This window comes from Myxococcus sp. AB056, assembly GCF_006547365.1.
Classification (GTDB): Bacteria; Myxococcota; Myxococcia; order Myxococcales; family Myxococcaceae; genus Myxococcus; species Myxococcus virescens.
Genome location: NZ_VHLB01000001.1, coordinates 56,192 through 71,836, shown reverse-complemented (window position 1 = coordinate 71,836; position 15,645 = coordinate 56,192). Strand labels below are relative to the sequence as shown.

Here is a 15,645-nt window from a genome sequence, read left to right as displayed (position 1 = left end):
TGTGCGGTGCAGGAGGACCTGGCGGTGGCGCCAGGTGAGGGCGGCCGAGGCGGGGACGGGAAGGGACGCACCTGTGAGACGCATCATCAGTCCCGGACGGAATTGCTGGACGGTGGAGGAGGCGAGCGACGCGGGCGTGCTGGTGGACGCGCGCGACTACTACCGGGAGCTGTACCGGGCCGCGCAGAAGGCCCGTCGTTACATCGCGATTACCGGCTGGCAGTTCGACAGCGACGTGGCGCTGCTGCGAGGCGAGGACCTTCGCGAGGCGCGCGGCGAGTCACGGCTGCTGCCGATGCTGGACGAGCTGTGCCGGGCCAACCCGGAGCTGCGCGTCTACGTGCTGGCGTGGGACTTCAGCCTGCTGCTCGCCATGGAGCGCGAGTGGATGCAGCGGCTCATCTTCAATTGGACGGCGAACGGGCAGGTGTGCTTCCGCTTCGACGCCTCCAGTCCGTTGTATGGCGCGCATCACCAGAAGGTGGTCGTCATCGACGGCGCGCTGGCCTTCACCGGCGGCATGGATGTCTGTGATTGCCGGTGGGATGACCGGGAGCACCGGGTGCACTCGGAGCTGCGCTGTGACAGCGGGAGGGATCCGCACGGCCCCTATCATGACGTGCAGTCCGTGCTGACGGGGCCGGTGGTGGACCGCCTGGCGGAGTTGTTCGAGGCGCGCTGGGCGCACTCGGGCGGCGGTGAGCTGCGGCTGCCCAGGGTGTCTCGGGATGACGTGGACTTCACGCCGAGCCTGCCAGCGCCGCCGGGGCCGGTGGCCATCAGCCGCACCTTCGGCAAGACGCTCCTCCCGCCGCAGCCCGCGGTGCAGGAGGTGGCCATGCTGTATCTGGACGCCATCGCTTCGGCCGAGCGCTTCATCTACATCGAAAACCAGTACTTCTCCTCGCGGGCCATCTTCCAGGCGCTGGTGAAGCGCATGCGGTCCTCCTGGCGGGGACGGCTGCAGATTGTCCTGGTGCTGCCGCGGCAGCCGGAGGCGCTGCGCGAACAACTGGCCATGGGCATCGCCCAGGTGCGGCTGCTGCGCACGCTGGAGCGCGTGGCGCACGAGACGGGACATGCCTTTGGCGTGTACTGCTCCGCGGGGCACGACGCGCGCACCGGCGAGGACATCTACACGTACATCCACTCGAAGGTGATGGTGGTGGATGACCGCTTCCTCACGCTGGGCTCCGCGAACACCACCAACCGCAGCCTCGGGTTGGATTCGGAGCTGAACCTGAGCTGGGAGGCGGAGGCGCCGAACGGCGCGACGGCGCGCGCCATCCGCCGCATCCGCGTGTCGCTGATGGCCGAGCACGCGGGGCTGGAGGGCATGGCGGCCCTTCGCCTGCTGGCGGCCGCGGACAGCGGACTGGTGGAGTGGCTGGACGACGTGGCCGTCATGGGGCTGCGGCGCCTGCGCGTCCACCCGATGTCGACGGTGTTCGACCAGAGTCCGCTGCTCAAGTCGCTGGAGCCCGAGGAGCTCATCATCGACCCGGAGCAGTCGGTGCTGGACGAGTCCCTCTTCGAGGCACTCCACCGCGCCGAGGACGGCCTGTTCGCCTCCGGTGTCCGCCTGCTGTCGCGCTGGCTGGTGGGCACGGGCACCGAGCGCCCGCACCGCGCCATCCTTCCCTGCGCACAGGACGAAGGGTAGCCGCGCGCGGAGGCGGGAGGCGGCCAAGGGCCTGCCCGCTCGCCTGCCTTGGGACGGGCCCGGGGGCACGGGCACGGCCGGCGGGTTGTCCCTGTCGCGCGGGACGCCACCTTGTCGAGAGCACAACTTCTCTCACGCAAGGGGGATTCACCATGAAGCTTCCTCTCATGGCCGCAGCGGCTGCGCTGGCCTTCTGGGGTTGTTCGAGCAACTCGGCGAACACGCGCGCGGATGACAGCGCCATCGGTGGTTCGGGCACGGAGACCACGGCGCCCGAGTCCGTGGACACGTCTTCTGAGTGGGATGACCGCAGCGCGGGTGAGGCCGCGGACGTGACGAAAAACGAGCGCCGGGACAGGGAGGACGCGCCCACCGTCTACGACGGCGAGGCCACCGGTGGCAGTGGCCCCGGCATGGGCGCGGGCACCTCGGTGACGACGCCAGAGGGCGAGAAGTACGACGTGCAGGACGGCCCGCTCCTGGGTGGCCAGCAGAGTGAAGAGGCCCGCAAGGATGGCGTGGGCGGCTCCGGCAACATCCAGCGCGAGCCAGTGGACGGCAAGTCCGACGTCAAGGAGCTCGACGCCAGCGACGTCGAGACGCGGGAAGTGGAAGCCGACGAGGTTGAAGTCGACGGCAACCGTTGATGCGGCGTGAAGGTCGCGCGTCGCCCGCTGGCGCCAGGCGGGGGCGCGTGTACCGACGGTCCGCAGTGGCACCCACACGCGGATGCAGTCACCTGCTTCGTCTCGCGCCATGGACAGGTAGAGTCGGGGGACGATGACTGGCGCCCCCCTCTTCGCTCTACTCGCCCTGGTGTCCACGCAGTACGACGGCAGCTCTACCGTGGAGGAGGTCTCTTCGGAGGAGGAGGTCTCCTCGACATCGCGGAGGGAAGGTGCCCCCGTCTCCGCCGCGCGGCTGGATGAGCCCGCGCCTCCGGGCAGTGCCCACACGGGCGGCGTGGGCTTCGGCTTCAGCGGCCAGTTGGAGGTGGGTGGCCTGAGCCTTCCCTCGGGGCCTCGTGGCGGGGGGCAGGACTTCTTCGCGCGCATCTACCCCTCGCTGGGGCTGACGCACGGGGAGACCTTCGTGCTGCGGCTGGGGGCGAACCTGCGGCTGCGGGTCGTGGACGAAGCGCCCACGACCACGGAGGACTACAGCGGCGGCGTGCGCCGTGAGGACTGGGATGAGCTGAGTGACTTCGGGCAGGTGGTGCGCATGCTGCGCATCGGCCAGGAGGGTCGCCCCTTCTTCCTCCGCGTCGAGCCTTTCTCCGAAGAGACGCTGGGCCGCGGCTATCTCGTGGGCCGCTACAGCAACGTGCTGGCGCCGGACTATCACCCCGCGGGTGGCTCGCTCACCTTCGTGAAGGGCGCGGTCCGCGCGGAGATTCTGGCCAGTGACGTGCTCGCCGCGCGCATCTTCGCGGGCGAGGCGCTGCTGGACATCGGCCGCATGGCCAGTGACGACGCCAATCGTTTCGACCGCTACCTCATCCGGTTGTCCGCGGCGCATGACGCGGGCCGCGCGGGCGGCACTTCGCCCGACCTCACCTTGGCGTCAGTGGGCGGAGACATTGCCCTGTACAAGGGTGAGCGCCTGCGCGCGTGGGCCCTGCTGGGCGGCGGCGCGCGCTTCACGCGGGCCTACACGCCGGCCTTCGGTGGATTGCTGGGCGTGGCCTTGGAAGGACAGATGGCCAGTGGCACGCAGGTGAGCGTGACGGTCCAGGGCCGCAAGCAGGGGGGCCGCTTCCGCTTCGGCATGTTCGGTCCCGACTACGAGCTGGGCCGCTTCTCCGGCGTCGGTCTGTCGGAGACGCCCATCGCGGAGGAGGTGCTCCCGTCGGGCTTCGCTGGCTACGTGGAGCTGAGCGTCGCGAAGGGGAATCCCAACGAGCTGCTCCTGCTGGGCAGCGTGGCGGCGCAGTACTTCGGCTTTGGCAGGACGGACACGGATGTGTCCGCTGGCTTCGAGTTGCCGGGCGGCAGGACGCGGGCGCTGGCGCGCGTGGTGCTGACGGGCCTGGGAGACAGGCCGCGTTATTCGGCGGGCGTGGAGCTGCGGCAGCGCATCGTCAACCACGTCTATGCCTGGGGCTCCGGCGGAACCGTTCATTTCCCTCAACCGGACGGTACGCTCGTGCGAGGTGTCACCGCGGGCGCCGGCGTCGGCGTGGACTTCCAGCGCTGAACGGCAGTGACTCGAGCGGCGAGTGGGCCTTCAGGGGCCTGCCGCCGCTGTCTTTTTGTCCGGCTTGACTACGGTTGTAGTCAGTCGTACCTTCCTCGTGACTACAGTTGTCGTCACGGGATGGTCCATGAAGAAGCCGGTGGGAGAGCAGGAGCTGTTGGTGCTGCGGTACGTGGCCGAACACGGTCCGGCGACCGTGGGCGAAGTGGCAGAGCGCTTCGGCGAGGCGCAGGGGCTGGCGCGCTCCACTATCCTCACCGTCATGGAGCGGCTGCGGCTCAAGGGCTACCTGACACGGCGCAAGGTGGAGGGCGTGTTCCAGTACGCCTCACCCGTGCCGGCGTCGGAGCTGCTGCGGGACGTGGTGGGGGACTTCGTGCAGCGCTCGCTGTCGGGCTCGCTGTCGCCGTTCGCCGCGTACCTGTCCGAGGCGGAGGACGTGTCCGACGAGGACCTGGCGCAGCTCCAGGACGTCGTGGCGCGGCTGCGCTCGAAGAAGCGGAAGGGATAGCGACATGGGCACGGACTGGCTGTCGCACGTAGGGGCGTGGGCGTCGTCGGGTCTGTGGCGGGCGTCGTGGCAGGGGGCGCTTTGCGCCGTGCTGGTGTGGGCGGTGGCGAGGGCGTGGCCGAAGCTTCCGGCGTCGCTGCGCGCGGGGCTCTGGTGGCTGGTGGCGCTGAAGTTCGTGGTGGCGCTGGGGTGGCTGCCTTCCCTCGCGTTGCCGGTGCTGCCCGCGTCGGCGGCTGCTGGCGTGGCGCGGGTGGAGGCCTGGTGGGGCGGGAGTTCCGCGTGGGAGGCGGTGCCTCGCGTCTCGGAGGCTGTGGCGGTGGACGCTCAGCGACACGTGTCTCCCGGGGAGGGCTTTGACTCCGAGAGGTCCGTGGCCGAAGCGGCAACCGACGGGCCCGTGCTCTCTCCGCAGCGGGATGGCTCATCGTGGGAGCGCACGACCTTCGCGACGTCCGGGGCGGAGGCCGCGCGGCGTGGCGCCCTTCAGGCCGGTGCTGTCGATGCGGGCACGGTGGCCGAGCCCGATGCTCCCTTTCCGTGGGGCCGCGCCATGGTGGGGCTGCTTCTGGCGGTCTGGGGAGCCGGCGTGCTGTGGCAGGTGTATGGCCATGTGAAGGGCGGGCTCGCGGTGCGTCGCCTTCGCCAGTCCGCACGCCCGTTGGTTCACCCGGGATTGGAAGCGGAGGTGCGGGCGCTGTCCGCTGCCGCGGGACTGCGGCGCGTGCCGGGACTCCTTGTCTCCGAATCGGTGGCCAGCCCGCTGGCCACGGGACTGCTGTCTCCAGTCGTGGTGCTGCCCGGGAGGGCGGTGCGACGGTTGCCCGTGGCGGCCCTGCGCATGGCGCTGGCGCACGAGCTGGCGCACCTGCGTCGCGGTGACTTGTGGCTCGGCTGGGTGCCGGCGCTGGCGGAGTCGCTCTTCTTCTTCCATCCGCTCGCGCGGCGGGCGGCTCGCGAGTACGCGCTGGCCCGTGAGGAGGCGTGTGATGCCGAGGCCATCCGGCTCACGGATGCGGAGCTCGCGGACTACGGCGAGCTGATTCTCGCCTTTGGAATCGCCAGAACTCCCGGCACGGCTGCTGCGCTGGGGGCGTCCTCTCACGTTGATGCGTTGCACAGGAGGTTGAGCATGCTGGAGCACGTCGATGCCGTTCCCCCTCGAATCCGGCGCCTGTTGAGGGTGGCGCTCTCCGCCGTGGGTGTTGCTGCGCTGGTGCCCTTCCAGGTCGTCGCACGGGAAGCGAGTGGTGCACCTCGCCTGGCGCCCGAGTCGGCGGCGTCTGGACAGAGTGGCACCGCGTCGTCGAAGCCTGCGTCCACCGCGGCCCAGAACGCGCCCACACCGAGCACACAATCCGCGTCCCCGGTTGCCAAGAGCGCGCCGTCACCGAGTGCTCGGCCCTCGACGGCACCCGCATCCGCGCCGGAGGCCCGGCCCGCCCCCGCTGCGACCCCGTCGGACGCACAGGCCGAGCGCACCGTCATCAAGCAGGGCGTGGTCGTGTCGTACTCCACGGGCGTGATGACCTCCGAGCCTCCTCCGGTGCCGCCCGCTCCGCCCGCGTCACCCGGCTCCGCTCCGGTGCCGCCCGTCCCGCCCAGCGTTGCTCTGTCGCCATCCGTTCCCAGAACGCCGCCGGCGCCTGCTGCTCCGCGTCTCGCTGTCGTCACGCAGCGGCACATCGTGGGGGGCACGCCGCACATCGCGGCCGTTCCGCCGACTCCTCCGTCTCCACCCTCACCGCCTGCGCCGCCCGCGCCGCCCGCGCCCGGCGACCCGGACCGCGGTTACGTGCTGCTGACGGACGGCATGGCGATGATGAACGGCAGCACTGTCGACCTGGAGCTGGCGCGCACCTTCAAGCAGAAGGACAAGGAGCTCCTGTTCGTCCGCCGCAAGGGCGAGGCGTTCATCATCCGCGACGCGGCCACGCTGAAGTCCATTCGCGAAGCGCACTCCGTCACCCGCGAGCTGGGCGAGGCGCAACGCGCGCTGGGAGCGAAGCAGGGTGCCCTGGGGCAGCAGCAGGCGATGCTCGGCCAGAAGCAGGCCACCCTGGGCCACGAGCAGGGCGGGCTGGGACGCAAGCTGGGCGACCTGGCCTACAAGCAGTCAATGCTCCACCTGGAGGAGTCGCGTCTGGACACCCTGCCCGAAGCCGAGCGCGAGCGCCGCCGCTCCGAGCTGAAGAAGCAGGAGCGCGAGCAGGAAGAGGAGATGAAGGCCCTGGAGATGAAGATGGCGGGCCTGGCCGAGAAGCAGTCCGTCCTAAGCAAGGAGCAGCACCAGCTCAGCGAGAAGCAGCACGCCCTGCACCTGGAGCAGGCCAAGTTGAGCGAGCAGCACCAGTCCCGCGCGAAGGAAGCGGAGGCGAAGGTGCAGGGCCTCATCGACGAGGCGCTGCGCAAGGGCCTGGGCCAGCCGATGCCCACCTGAGACGCTCGGGGGCTCGAGGGGCTGGGGAGCGCGTCATCCATGCGCTCCCCAGGGTGGGTCCTCGGTACCTCCCGCCGGAATGGCAGGCAGCGCCCTCGCACTTCGAGGCGAAGGCGGATGCCGCTGCGAGTATGGGCGGTGCTCGGTCCCGCGGGCGCGGACCGCACGGGCAAGTGGCTCCGTGAACTGCCGGGACTCGACACCCCGTGGTAGATGCTGATGCATGGCTTCGACGCATGCTCAGGAAGGGGGTCGCTTCCTTCAAGTGGGACAGACCCAGGACGCGGTGAAGAGCTTCCAGAAGGGGCTCTCCATTGATCCGAATGACGTGGATTGCCTCCTGGGCCTGGTCCGTGTGCACCTGAGCACCGGCGCGGCGGCGGATGCGGAGGCCGCCGTGCTCCGCCTGCTGAAGGCGAAGCCGGACCACACGGAGGGGCAGGCGCACCTCGCCATGCTGCGCGCCCAGGCGGGCGACCCGGAGGCGCTGGAGTCCCTCAAGGCGCTGGCCGCCGCCCCCACCGCGGGCTACTTCGAGCGCTTCAACCTGGGCTCGCTGCTGTTCGAGCGCGGGGACCTGGCGGGAGCGCGCGCCGCCTTCGAGTCCGTGCTCCAGATTTCCCCCAGCAGCACCCACGTCCACTTCGAACTGGGGCGCATCCGCCTTCAGCAGAACGAGCCGGATGGCGCGGTGTCGCACTTCCTGCGGGCCGCCGAGGGCGCGCCACAGGAGGCCATGCCGCTGCTGATGTTGTCGCGAGCCCATTCCGCATGCGGCCAACTGGGGCTGGCCATCCAGGCCGCCACGCAGGCGCTGGAGAAGGCGCGGGGGGGGCTCCAGCGCGCGGTGCTGGAGGACCTCTTCAGACTGTACCTGTCCGCCGGCAGCTCGGATGGCGCCAAGCGCGTGGCTCAGGAGTTGCGCAAGCTGGACCCTTCCAGCATCACCTATCTCTACTTGCTCGGCCTGGCGACGATGAGCGCTGGCGCCTTCGCCGAGGCCAAGGACGTCTTCGCGGAGGTGCTACGGCAGGCGCCCGGAAGCTGGCAGGCCCAGCACGCGCTGGCGCAGATGCACCTCGCGCTGGGCGAGCGCGCCGAGGCGGTGACGCTGCTGGAGGCGGCCGTGGCCACGGTGCCGACGGACCCCGGACCCACCAACGACCTCGCGGTGGTGCTGATGCAGGACAACGGGCACTCGCGGGTCGCGGCGTTGCTGGCGCCCGTGCTGGGCGCGCACCCGAATGACGCGGGCACGCACCTCAACATGGCCCTGGGGACCTTCCCCGCGGACAAGGAGCTCTCAGCGCGCCACGCGAAGCAGGCGCTGGCGCTGGGCGCCGAGGACGTGCGCGCGCAGGCCGAGCAGTTGTTGAAGCAGCTCGGCGCCTGACGTACCGGCGGGAGGGCGTCAGCCCTCCTCATGCGGCTCGAAGTACAGGTACAGGCGCGGGAGGATGGGTTCGCGCGCGACGTTGACGGGCAGGGTGATGCGCCCGCGCCCGCGCGAGCCCCTGGCCGCCTGGAACAGCGTGCCGAGCTCCGCTTCGAGCGCCGTCGAAACGGTGTGTCGGAGCGCAGCCCCCTTCTCAATCCGCTCACGGCTCCCAATTCATGGACAGGTGCGGCGCACCGCCGCGTCACCGGAAAGGATTGGAGATGAGCACCTCGAAGAACATGCCCGTGGCTCTCATCACGGGGGGGAGCCGTGGACTGGGGCGGAACATGGCGCTCAAGCTGGCGGCCCGGGGCACCGGCATCATCCTGACGTACCGCACCGGCGCGGACGAAGCGGCGGCGGTCGTGAAGCAGATTGAAGCAGCAGGCGGCAAGGCGGTGGCGCTCCCGCTCGATGTGGGGGACACGCGGGGCTTCGGCGCCTTCGTGGACGCGGTGCGGACGGAGCTGGGCCGTCACTTCGGGCGCGAGCGACTGGACTTCCTGGTGAACAACGCGGGCATGGGCATCCAAGTCAGCTTCGCGGAGACGACCGAGGCCCAGTTCGACGCGTTGATGAATGTTCACCTCAAGGGGGCGTTCTTCCTCACGCAGCGGCTGTTGCCGGTGCTGGCGGATGGGGGGCGCATCCTGAACATCTCCTCCGGGCTCGCGCGCTTCACCTTCCCTGGTCACGCCGCCTACGCGGCCATGAAGGCGGGCGTGGAGGCGCTCACCCGGTACCTCGCGAAGGAGCTGGGACCTCGGAGGATTTCCGTCAACGTGCTCGCGCCGGGCGCGACCGCGACGGACTTCGGGGGCGGCGTCGTCCGTGACAACCCGGAGCTGAACAAGACGCTGGCCGCCCAGGTTGCGCTCGGCCGCGTGGGGCAACCCGACGACATCGGGGATGCGGTCGCCATGCTGCTGTCGCCGGAGAGCGCGTGGGTGACGGGCCAGCGCATCGAGGCCTCGGGCGGGATGATGCTCTGACGGCGCGCGCTCCAGTGCCCTTGGGCAAGGCCGGAGCGCTGAAGGCCCGTGCTCAGCGCTTCAGGCGGAGGATGACGTCCTTGTCCGGGCCGCAGTCACCGCGTCCGTCGCAGTTGCTGGTGGTGACGTAGAGGTGGCCATCCGGCCCCATGATGACCTCGCGCAGCCGGCCGTAGGTGTTGCGCAGGTACACTTCGTGCCTGGTCACGCGGCTCGAATCCGGCGCGAACTCCACGCGCTGGAGGTGGCGTGAGCCCAGCGTGCCGATGAGCAGCGAGCCCTTCCATTCGGGGATGGCCGTTCCGGTGTAGATGGCGGCGCCGCCTGGGGGCATGGCGTCCTTGTAGGTGATGGACGGTGTGATTTGCCCCTCGCGCGTCTCGCACGAGTAGATGCCGGGCCAGCCCAGGTTGTCACCGCGGTGGGCGACGCTGACCTCGTCGTGTCCCCGGCGCAGCGTCTCGCCGCTGGGGCCGTGGTCCACGATGTACAGCGTGGAGGCGTCGCGCCAGTCGAAGGCCTGGAGGTTGCGGATGCCGGTGAGGAACGCGGGCGAGCCAGGGATGGGATTGTCCTGGGGCACCGCTCCCTCCGGCGTGAGGCGCAGCAGCTTTCCGGCCGGGTCGTTCGCGTTCTGCGAGCGGTCCGGGTCTCTCGCGTCACCGGTGCCCGCGTACAACATGCCATCTGAGCCGAAGCGCAGGCGCCCACCGTCGTGATACTTGGCGGAGGCGATGCCGCCGAAGATGACGCGCTCGTGCGTCGCCGAGGTGTGGTCCTCCGACAGCGTCCACCGCTCGATGCGGTTCTCCTCGGGGCCGCCCGCGTCCGTGGTGACGTAGATGTAGAACTGGCGGTTGTTCGCGAAGTCCGGGTGGGCCGCGATGCCGAGCAGGCCACCCTCCGCGGCGTCCGTGACGGGCACCGTCGCCACGGGCCGCGGCTGGAGGACGCCGTCCTTGAGCAGGCGGATGCGGCCCGGGCGCTCGGTGACGAGCGCGTCGCCTCCGGGGAGCCACGCGATGCCCCACGGCGTCTCCAGGCCCCGCGCCACCACCTCGACGTTGAAGGGCACGGTGCCGTCGGCGCCCCAGCCTTTCTCTACGAGGATGCAGTCCTGGGGAGACGCGGTGCCTTGCGCCTGGCTCTTGCGGCAGGCGGAGGCGGACAGGGCGAGCACCACGAGAGCGGGGAGGAGCGTCAAAGAGGCGCGCATGCGTGGATTAATGTCCGCGAGCGCGTGGATGCGCCAGCCTCCCGGGGCACGGAGCGTCCAGGGACGGACGCGCGTGCCGGGCTGCTTGCTCGAGACCTAGAGGCAGGCCCGGCGTCAGTGGTCCGCGTAGCGTTTCTCGCCGGCCTCCACGCGCGTGGCGAGCCGGTTGCCGCGCGGAGGCAGCGGGCAGGTGGCGAACTTCGTGAATGCGCAGGGCGGATTGTAGGCCCGGTTGAAGTCGAGCACGACGCGCCCGTCGGTGGGCATGTCCGCGGAGAGGAAGCGGCCCGCGCCGTAGGTCGCGTCGCGGTTGGTCTCATCCGCGAAGATGATGAAGAGCTTGCCCGAACCGTCCTCCACGGGCGTCAGCCGGTGCTCCTTGCCCGCCACCGTGAACACGAGCGTGCCGGGGGCCTTCATCTCGTCGATGGTTCCCAGCACGTTGGGGACCTGCAGCATCCGAGGCGTCTGCGCGGGCTCGAAGCGCGCCTCGATGCGCCAGTCGTTGCTCGCCGGGTACGTGGGGATGCCCTGGAACTGCTTGCGCGTCGCCGCGCCGGAGTCCCTCACGCGGACGCCCAGCTTGTCGCCTCGGAGGATGAGCTGGAAGCTGACGTTGCCGAGCTTGAGCACGTCCGGCGAGCCCTGCTCGTCCGACTGGAGCGCGCCGCCCGTGAAGGGCTGGCCGTTGCGGGTGAAGGTGAGGCCGGGCGCCGGCTGGAAGCGCGCGGTGTTGCCCTGCCGCGTGAAGGTGCCCAGCTTCGCGGGCGTGCCCGCGGGGAAGTCCAGGTCGCTCTCGGGCGCGGAGCCTGCTGTCTGCTCGCCTTCCTTGAGCCAGAACAGGCCCACGAGGGTGAGCCAGCCGTCCTCCGCCTGGAGTCGCTGGACGCGCTGCTCATGCCAGGCGCGGGTGGACGTCTGCAAGTCATCGGCGGTGGGCGCGGTGGTCTGGGACATGTTCTGGGGGGCTGGCGAGGCTTGGAGGGCGAGGGACAGGGCCAGGGCGATGGGCGTCATGTCGGGGCCTCGGGGGAGGGAAGCCCCTGTCTAACAGGGCGGCGGGCCAGGCGCAGGGCTCACAGTTGCAGGGGACCGGGCTCCGTGCGAAGGCGGACGCTGCCCGTGCACCTCGACCTTCAGCCCGCACCGCCGGCCGGTGCCTTCCGCAAGCTCGCCCTGGGGACATGGCGTTCGCCGGGAGACCCCAGCGCCTATGCGGCGGTGGAGGTGCGCATGGAGCGAGCGGTGGCCTTCCTCGAAGCCTTCCGCGCCCGGACGGGACAGCGCCTCACGGTGACGCACCTGGTGGCCAAGGCCGCCGCGGATGCGCTGCGCCGCCATCCCGAAGCGAATGTCCTGATGCGCTGGAATCGCCCCTGGCGGCGCAAGGAGGTTGGCGTCTGTGTGTTGGTGGTGCAGCCCGCGGAGACGGGACGCGCGGACCTGACGACTGCCACGGTGCATCGCGCGGACTCGCTGTCACTGGGAGCTTTCGCGGAGACGATGGCCTCGCGCATCGCAGCGGTCCGAGCGCGCCGGGATGCCGTCATCGAGCGTGGCAAGCGGCGCTCCTCGCTCATCCCTGGCTTCTTGATGGGATTGGCGCTGCGGATGTTGTCCTTCGTCTGGTTCACGTTGAACGTGGACCTGCGCTGGGTGGGCATGCCGTGGGACCCGTTCGGCTCGGTGGCGGTGACGAGTCTGGGCTCGTTGGGGCTGGAACGGGGCTATGTGGCCCTGGTGCCGTACACGCGCGTGCCCTTCCTGCTGGCACCGGGCGCGGTGCGGACGGAGCCCGTGATGGATGCGGGCGCGCTGGTGCCTGGGCTGGTGATGACGCTCACTTGCACCTGGGACGCCCGGCTCATCGGCGTGGAGGACGCCGCGCGTGTCTTGCGCGACATCGGCGCGGCGCTGGAGGATCCGGAGGGGACGTGGGGCTTGGCTTCGCCAGACGGGCGCGGGGCTGCGAGTGGTGCGGAGGTGGGGTAGCATCGGGCCGCTGCTTCGAAAGGGGCCTTCATGTCCGTGGATACGAACCGCCGTGTCATTGCTTCGCGCCCCGTGGGGCGCGCGCTCGGTGGGCAGGACCGCTTCGAGAAGGAGGCGCTGGAAGGGCCTGCGGAAGGCGGCCTTGCGCTGGCGCGGCGGCAGCGGATGGCGGGCGGGACGCTGCGGGCGGGGGAGGAGAGCCCGTTCGCAGCGAAGCTGCGGAAGCTCGCGGGCGGCGCTTCGGATGACGAGCGTTGAATCCGCTTGAGCCTCACGCCGCGTGAGGCCGTACCCATCTCATCACGCCACACTTCCGTGGCGGGATGAGGTGTGAATCATGTTCGAGAAGCACTATACGCCGGAGCAGCTCCAGCAGTTGAAGGCCCGCCGCGAGGCCCTGGGCGAGGAAGCCATCCGCCAGGTCGAGGCCGAGTGGCCCCAACTCATCGCTCGCGTCCGCGCGGAGATGGACCAGGGCACGGACCCCGCGAGCGAGCCGGTGCGCTCGCTGGCCATGCGCTGGCGGGAGCTGCTGAAGGCGTTCACGGGGGGCGACCCTGGCATCGAAGGGGCGCTGAATGCGACGCATCAGCAGGAGCCCGAGGTCGCGGCGAAGCACGGGTTGGACCCCGCACTCTTCGCGTACATCGGCAAGGCGATGGCCAGTCTGGAGCAGCAGGCGTAGCCGTGGTGAGGCTGCTTGCTTCATCGTCTTCGCTGGATTCAGTCACGGTGCTTCAGGCGCGTCCCTGGGGCGCTGTGTCACCGAATGCGAGGCGTGGATGCCATGAAGGTCTATCTGGATGACGAACGGGCCACTCCCGACGGCTGGGTGCGTGTGTGGTGGCCCGAAGAGGCGATTTCGCTGCTGGAGTCCGGGCAGGTGACGGAGCTGAGCCTGGACCACGACCTGGGCGACGACACGCATGGCACCGGATACGACGTCTTGCTGTGGTTGGAAGAGGCCGTGGCGACCCGTGGCTTCGTGCCGCCACGGGTCCAGGTGCATTCGGCGAACAGCTCCGCGCGACAGAAGATGACGCTGGCCATCGCCCGCAGCGAGCGCTTCGTCCTGGATGGGCAGGGTGGTTGAGCTCGTCGCCAGGTGAAGGGGCGGGGCTTCAGCGCCTGCGGCCGGGATAGGCCCGAATCTGCGTGGCGTAGGTGTCACCATCCGCGATGTAGTTGAACGCGGCCTGCACGGGCGTGCCCTCGGAGAGTTGCTGCGGTGAGACGCGCTTGCCGTTGGCGCTGATGCGGGTGGTGTTGGTTACGAAGAGGTTGAAGGTGTCTCCGGACTCCGCGTCGCGGACCACGACGTGGTCCTTTCCGACGGAGGCCACCCGTCCTTGCATGACGACGTTGGCCAGCACCGTGGAGCCCGTGTCCGCGTCAGGCGCAGTGGCCTGAGTCCCTGAGCCGCCCGTCCCCGTGCCCTCGCGCCGCAATGTGTTCACCTCGGCTTCGAGCCGCTGGACCTGGTCGCGAAGCCGCGCGACCTCTTGCTCGAGGTTCTCGGGTCGCGCGCCGCTGGCTTCCTGAGTCTCTGCTGCACCGCCGCTGACCGCGCCGCTCGTGAGCGCGCCAGCCGGTGTTTCACTGCCACCTGTCGAACTGCCCGGGCTCGTCGCAGAGGGCTGGGGTCCCATCGTGTTGCTGCCGGCAGCGCCACCCGTCGCGGAGCCGGTCGTCATGCCGCTGCCGCCGGTCGCCGTACCGCCGACACCGGAGCCTGTCGACACGCCGCTGCCGGTCGCCGTACCGCCGACATCGGAGCCTGTCGTCATGCCGCCGCCGGTCGCCGTACCGTCGACATCGGAACTTGAGCCTGTCGTCGTGCCGCTGCCAGTCGCCGTACCGCCGACATCGGAGCTGGAGCCGGTCGTCGTGCCGCTGCCGCCGGTCGCCGTACCGCCGACATCAGAGCTGGAGCCGGTCGTCGTGCCGCTGCCGCCGGTCGCCGTACCGCCGACATCGGAGCTGGAGCCGGCCGTCGTGCCGCTGCCGCCGGTCGCCGTACCGCCGACATCGGAGCTGGAGCCGGTCGTCGTGCCGCTGCCGCCGGTCGCCGTACCGCCGACATCGGAGCTGGAGCCGGCCGTCGTGCCGCTGCCGCCGGTCGCCGTACCGCTAACGCTGGGGTTCGCGCCTGCCGTGTTCGTGCTTCCGCTGGTCGTGCCCGTTCCACCGGTGCCACTCATGCCCGACCCACCTGTGCCGGTCGTGCTCGTGGAAGGAACGTTCAATCCAGTTCCCCAGGTGCCGTCGGCGGCGTTCGTGGATGTGTCAGGTTGTCCGCTGCCGCCAATACCCGGTTGTGGGGTGTACCCGCGTGTCGCGCCCGCCGGTGGCGCGGCAACGGGCTCCGCGCCAGTGTTGGTCTCAATCGTGTCCATTGAGTTTCTTCCCGAATCGCCGGGAGCCGTTTGCGGCGGAGGCGAGAAGTTGCCTGGTTCATAGGCGTCCTGTGGTTGGACGATGCCCGGCGCTCCGCCAGACGCCGTGCCTCCGGCCGAGCCACTGCCCGCTGATTGGGCGAGACCGGCCGACGACGTGAGGAGGCTGAAGGTCAGGGCGGCATGGGTGATGGCGCGTCGCATGGTCGGTTCCTTTCCCTTTGCCTCGCAAAGGTGAGGTCCGGGAGCGAGGCGGCAAGCGCGGGAACAGGCGAACAGCCAGGAGGATGGCCGCATGTAGGGATCGTCGGCGTCAGGAATCCACCGTCGAGTCCACCCGACGGGCTTCTCAGCGCCGGGGACATGACGGCTCACGAGCGGGGGATCTCAGTGCCGGTGGCGACGTGCGCACTGCTTCAGCTTCAGCCGCACTGACGACGCCAGCGTCGGACAGGTGTCCCAGCAGCCTGTCTCGCCGCTGTCGAACTCGGTCTGGAGCGCAGCCGGCGTCGCGAGGGTTCTCGGCAATGGCGAGGAGCAACGCTGCGTCTGTCGCATCGAGCCGTACCCACTCCTTGCGCAGCAGCACGGGTGCGGCGGCATGTGCGCCGATAAGGTCACGACCCAACCAGAGGTGCCTCGCTTCGAAAGCAAGCAGCTCCTCCGCGGTCCAATTTCGGGTGAGCCAGATGGTCAGGGCAAGGGTTTCAAAGACGCGTATCCGCCTTTCGCCAGCTCCTTCCTGAATGCGTGACCATGTGTGAGCCACACTGCCGGAAAGCCTGAACCCATGAGGCATGGTGT

16 protein-coding genes are annotated in these 15,645 nt (G+C 70.0%); 12 read left to right on the top strand and 4 right to left on the bottom strand.

Translation table 11 applies throughout. The features are described from left to right. The first annotated feature begins 1 nt into the window (after position 1). The 7 genes from FMP39_RS00295 (at position 2) to FMP39_RS00265 (ending at position 9,237) form a co-directional block, all read left to right on the top strand. Positions 2-1,663 carry a phospholipase D-like domain-containing protein gene (locus tag FMP39_RS00295; RefSeq protein WP_141588049.1) on the top strand — a complete coding sequence of 554 codons (1,662 nt, stop codon included), beginning with the start codon at positions 2-4 and terminating at the stop codon, positions 1,661-1,663. A gap of 152 nt (positions 1,664-1,815) precedes the next feature. Next, complete coding sequence (locus FMP39_RS00290) at positions 1,816-2,310, top strand: hypothetical protein (protein WP_141588048.1); 495 nt, start codon at positions 1,816-1,818, stop codon at positions 2,308-2,310. A 133-nt stretch (positions 2,311-2,443) separates the two neighbouring features. Further along, entirely contained in the window at positions 2,444-3,859 is a 1,416-nt protein-coding gene (locus FMP39_RS00285) for a hypothetical protein (RefSeq protein ID WP_141588047.1), read from the top strand. 127 nt (positions 3,860-3,986) lie between these two features. Beyond that, a complete protein-coding gene (locus FMP39_RS00280) occupies positions 3,987-4,370 on the top strand; it encodes a BlaI/MecI/CopY family transcriptional regulator (protein WP_090487935.1) in 384 nt (127 codons plus the stop codon). A 4-nt stretch (positions 4,371-4,374) separates the two neighbouring features. Then, a complete protein-coding gene (locus FMP39_RS00275; RefSeq protein WP_141588046.1) occupies positions 4,375-6,807 on the top strand; it encodes a M56 family metallopeptidase in 2,433 nt (810 codons plus the stop codon). A gap of 223 nt (positions 6,808-7,030) precedes the next feature. Continuing rightward, positions 7,031-8,200, top strand: coding sequence for a tetratricopeptide repeat protein (locus FMP39_RS00270; protein WP_141588045.1), 1,170 nt, complete (start codon positions 7,031-7,033; stop codon positions 8,198-8,200). A 266-nt stretch (positions 8,201-8,466) separates the two neighbouring features. Next, on the top strand, positions 8,467-9,237 hold the full coding sequence (locus tag FMP39_RS00265; protein WP_141588044.1) for an SDR family NAD(P)-dependent oxidoreductase: 771 nt from the start codon (positions 8,467-8,469) through the stop codon (positions 9,235-9,237). 52 nt (positions 9,238-9,289) lie between these two features. Here FMP39_RS00265 and FMP39_RS00260 read toward each other — a convergent pair whose 3' ends face one another. After that, positions 9,290-10,453 (bottom strand): sorbosone dehydrogenase family protein, encoded by a 1,164-nt coding sequence (locus FMP39_RS00260; protein WP_141588043.1) that lies wholly within the window; start codon positions 10,451-10,453, stop codon positions 9,290-9,292. A 114-nt stretch (positions 10,454-10,567) separates the two neighbouring features. Beyond that, on the bottom strand, positions 10,568-11,470 hold the full coding sequence (locus tag FMP39_RS00255) for a DUF1684 domain-containing protein (protein WP_141588042.1): 903 nt from the start codon (positions 11,468-11,470) through the stop codon (positions 10,568-10,570). Between the two features lie 84 nt (positions 11,471-11,554). Here FMP39_RS00255 and FMP39_RS00250 point away from each other — a divergent pair, with 84 nt between their 5' ends. The 4 genes from FMP39_RS00250 to FMP39_RS00235 all read left to right on the top strand — a co-directional run bounded on the left by FMP39_RS00250 (position 11,555) and on the right by FMP39_RS00235 (position 13,538). After that, positions 11,555-12,445, top strand: coding sequence for a 2-oxo acid dehydrogenase subunit E2 (locus FMP39_RS00250; RefSeq protein ID WP_228557513.1), 891 nt, complete (start codon positions 11,555-11,557; stop codon positions 12,443-12,445). Between the two features lie 30 nt (positions 12,446-12,475). Continuing rightward, on the top strand, positions 12,476-12,703 hold the full coding sequence (locus tag FMP39_RS00245) for a hypothetical protein (RefSeq protein WP_141588040.1): 228 nt from the start codon (positions 12,476-12,478) through the stop codon (positions 12,701-12,703). 79 nt (positions 12,704-12,782) lie between these two features. Beyond that, complete coding sequence (locus tag FMP39_RS00240) at positions 12,783-13,130, top strand: TipAS antibiotic-recognition domain-containing protein (protein ID WP_141588039.1); 348 nt, start codon at positions 12,783-12,785, stop codon at positions 13,128-13,130. Between the two features lie 102 nt (positions 13,131-13,232). Further along, positions 13,233-13,538, top strand: coding sequence for a cyclic-phosphate processing receiver domain-containing protein (locus FMP39_RS00235; protein ID WP_141588038.1), 306 nt, complete (start codon positions 13,233-13,235; stop codon positions 13,536-13,538). A gap of 28 nt (positions 13,539-13,566) precedes the next feature. Here FMP39_RS00235 and FMP39_RS00230 read toward each other — a convergent pair whose 3' ends face one another. After that, positions 13,567-14,139, bottom strand: a complete 573-nt coding sequence (locus FMP39_RS00230) for a bZIP transcription factor (protein ID WP_141588037.1) — start codon at positions 14,137-14,139, stop codon at positions 13,567-13,569. Here FMP39_RS00230 and FMP39_RS00225 point away from each other — a divergent pair. Further along, on the top strand, positions 14,138-14,905 hold the full coding sequence (locus tag FMP39_RS00225; RefSeq protein WP_141588036.1) for a hypothetical protein: 768 nt from the start codon (positions 14,138-14,140) through the stop codon (positions 14,903-14,905). The two genes, FMP39_RS00230 and FMP39_RS00225, sit on opposite strands and share 2 nt — an antisense overlap. Positions 14,906-15,190: 285 nt before the next feature. On the opposite strand, the gene FMP39_RS37680 is transcribed toward FMP39_RS00225, so the two are convergent. Further along, a complete protein-coding gene (locus FMP39_RS37680) occupies positions 15,191-15,640 on the bottom strand; it encodes a transglycosylase domain-containing protein (protein WP_228557546.1) in 450 nt (149 codons plus the stop codon). Positions 15,641-15,645 lie beyond the last annotated feature (5 nt).

What these genes read in the sequence shown, in the direction of transcription:
- FMP39_RS00265 (WP_141588044.1), top strand. Translation starts at nt 8,467, where the DNA reads ATGAGCACCTCGAAGAACATGCCCGTGGCTCTCATCACGGGGGGGAGC.
- FMP39_RS00225 (WP_141588036.1), top strand. Translation starts at nt 14,138, where the DNA reads ATGCCGCTGCCGCCGGTCGCCGTACCGCCGACACCGGAGCCTGTCGAC.
- FMP39_RS00270 (WP_141588045.1), top strand. Translation starts at nt 7,031, where the DNA reads ATGGCTTCGACGCATGCTCAGGAAGGGGGTCGCTTCCTTCAAGTGGGA.
- FMP39_RS00255 (WP_141588042.1), bottom strand. Translation starts at nt 11,470, where the DNA reads ATGACGCCCATCGCCCTGGCCCTGTCCCTCGCCCTCCAAGCCTCGCCA.
- FMP39_RS00290 (WP_141588048.1), top strand. Translation starts at nt 1,816, where the DNA reads ATGAAGCTTCCTCTCATGGCCGCAGCGGCTGCGCTGGCCTTCTGGGGT.
- FMP39_RS00260 (WP_141588043.1), bottom strand. Translation starts at nt 10,453, where the DNA reads ATGCGCGCCTCTTTGACGCTCCTCCCCGCTCTCGTGGTGCTCGCCCTG.
- FMP39_RS00235 (WP_141588038.1), top strand. Translation starts at nt 13,233, where the DNA reads ATGAAGGTCTATCTGGATGACGAACGGGCCACTCCCGACGGCTGGGTG.
- FMP39_RS00285 (WP_141588047.1), top strand. Translation starts at nt 2,444, where the DNA reads ATGACTGGCGCCCCCCTCTTCGCTCTACTCGCCCTGGTGTCCACGCAG.
- FMP39_RS00240 (WP_141588039.1), top strand. Translation starts at nt 12,783, where the DNA reads ATGTTCGAGAAGCACTATACGCCGGAGCAGCTCCAGCAGTTGAAGGCC.
- FMP39_RS37680 (WP_228557546.1), bottom strand. Translation starts at nt 15,640, where the DNA reads ATGCCTCATGGGTTCAGGCTTTCCGGCAGTGTGGCTCACACATGGTCA.
- FMP39_RS00275 (WP_141588046.1), top strand. Translation starts at nt 4,375, where the DNA reads ATGGGCACGGACTGGCTGTCGCACGTAGGGGCGTGGGCGTCGTCGGGT.
- FMP39_RS00280 (WP_090487935.1), top strand. Translation starts at nt 3,987, where the DNA reads ATGAAGAAGCCGGTGGGAGAGCAGGAGCTGTTGGTGCTGCGGTACGTG.
- FMP39_RS00230 (WP_141588037.1), bottom strand. Translation starts at nt 14,139, where the DNA reads ATGACGACCGGCTCCGCGACGGGTGGCGCTGCCGGCAGCAACACGATG.
- FMP39_RS00245 (WP_141588040.1), top strand. Translation starts at nt 12,476, where the DNA reads ATGTCCGTGGATACGAACCGCCGTGTCATTGCTTCGCGCCCCGTGGGG.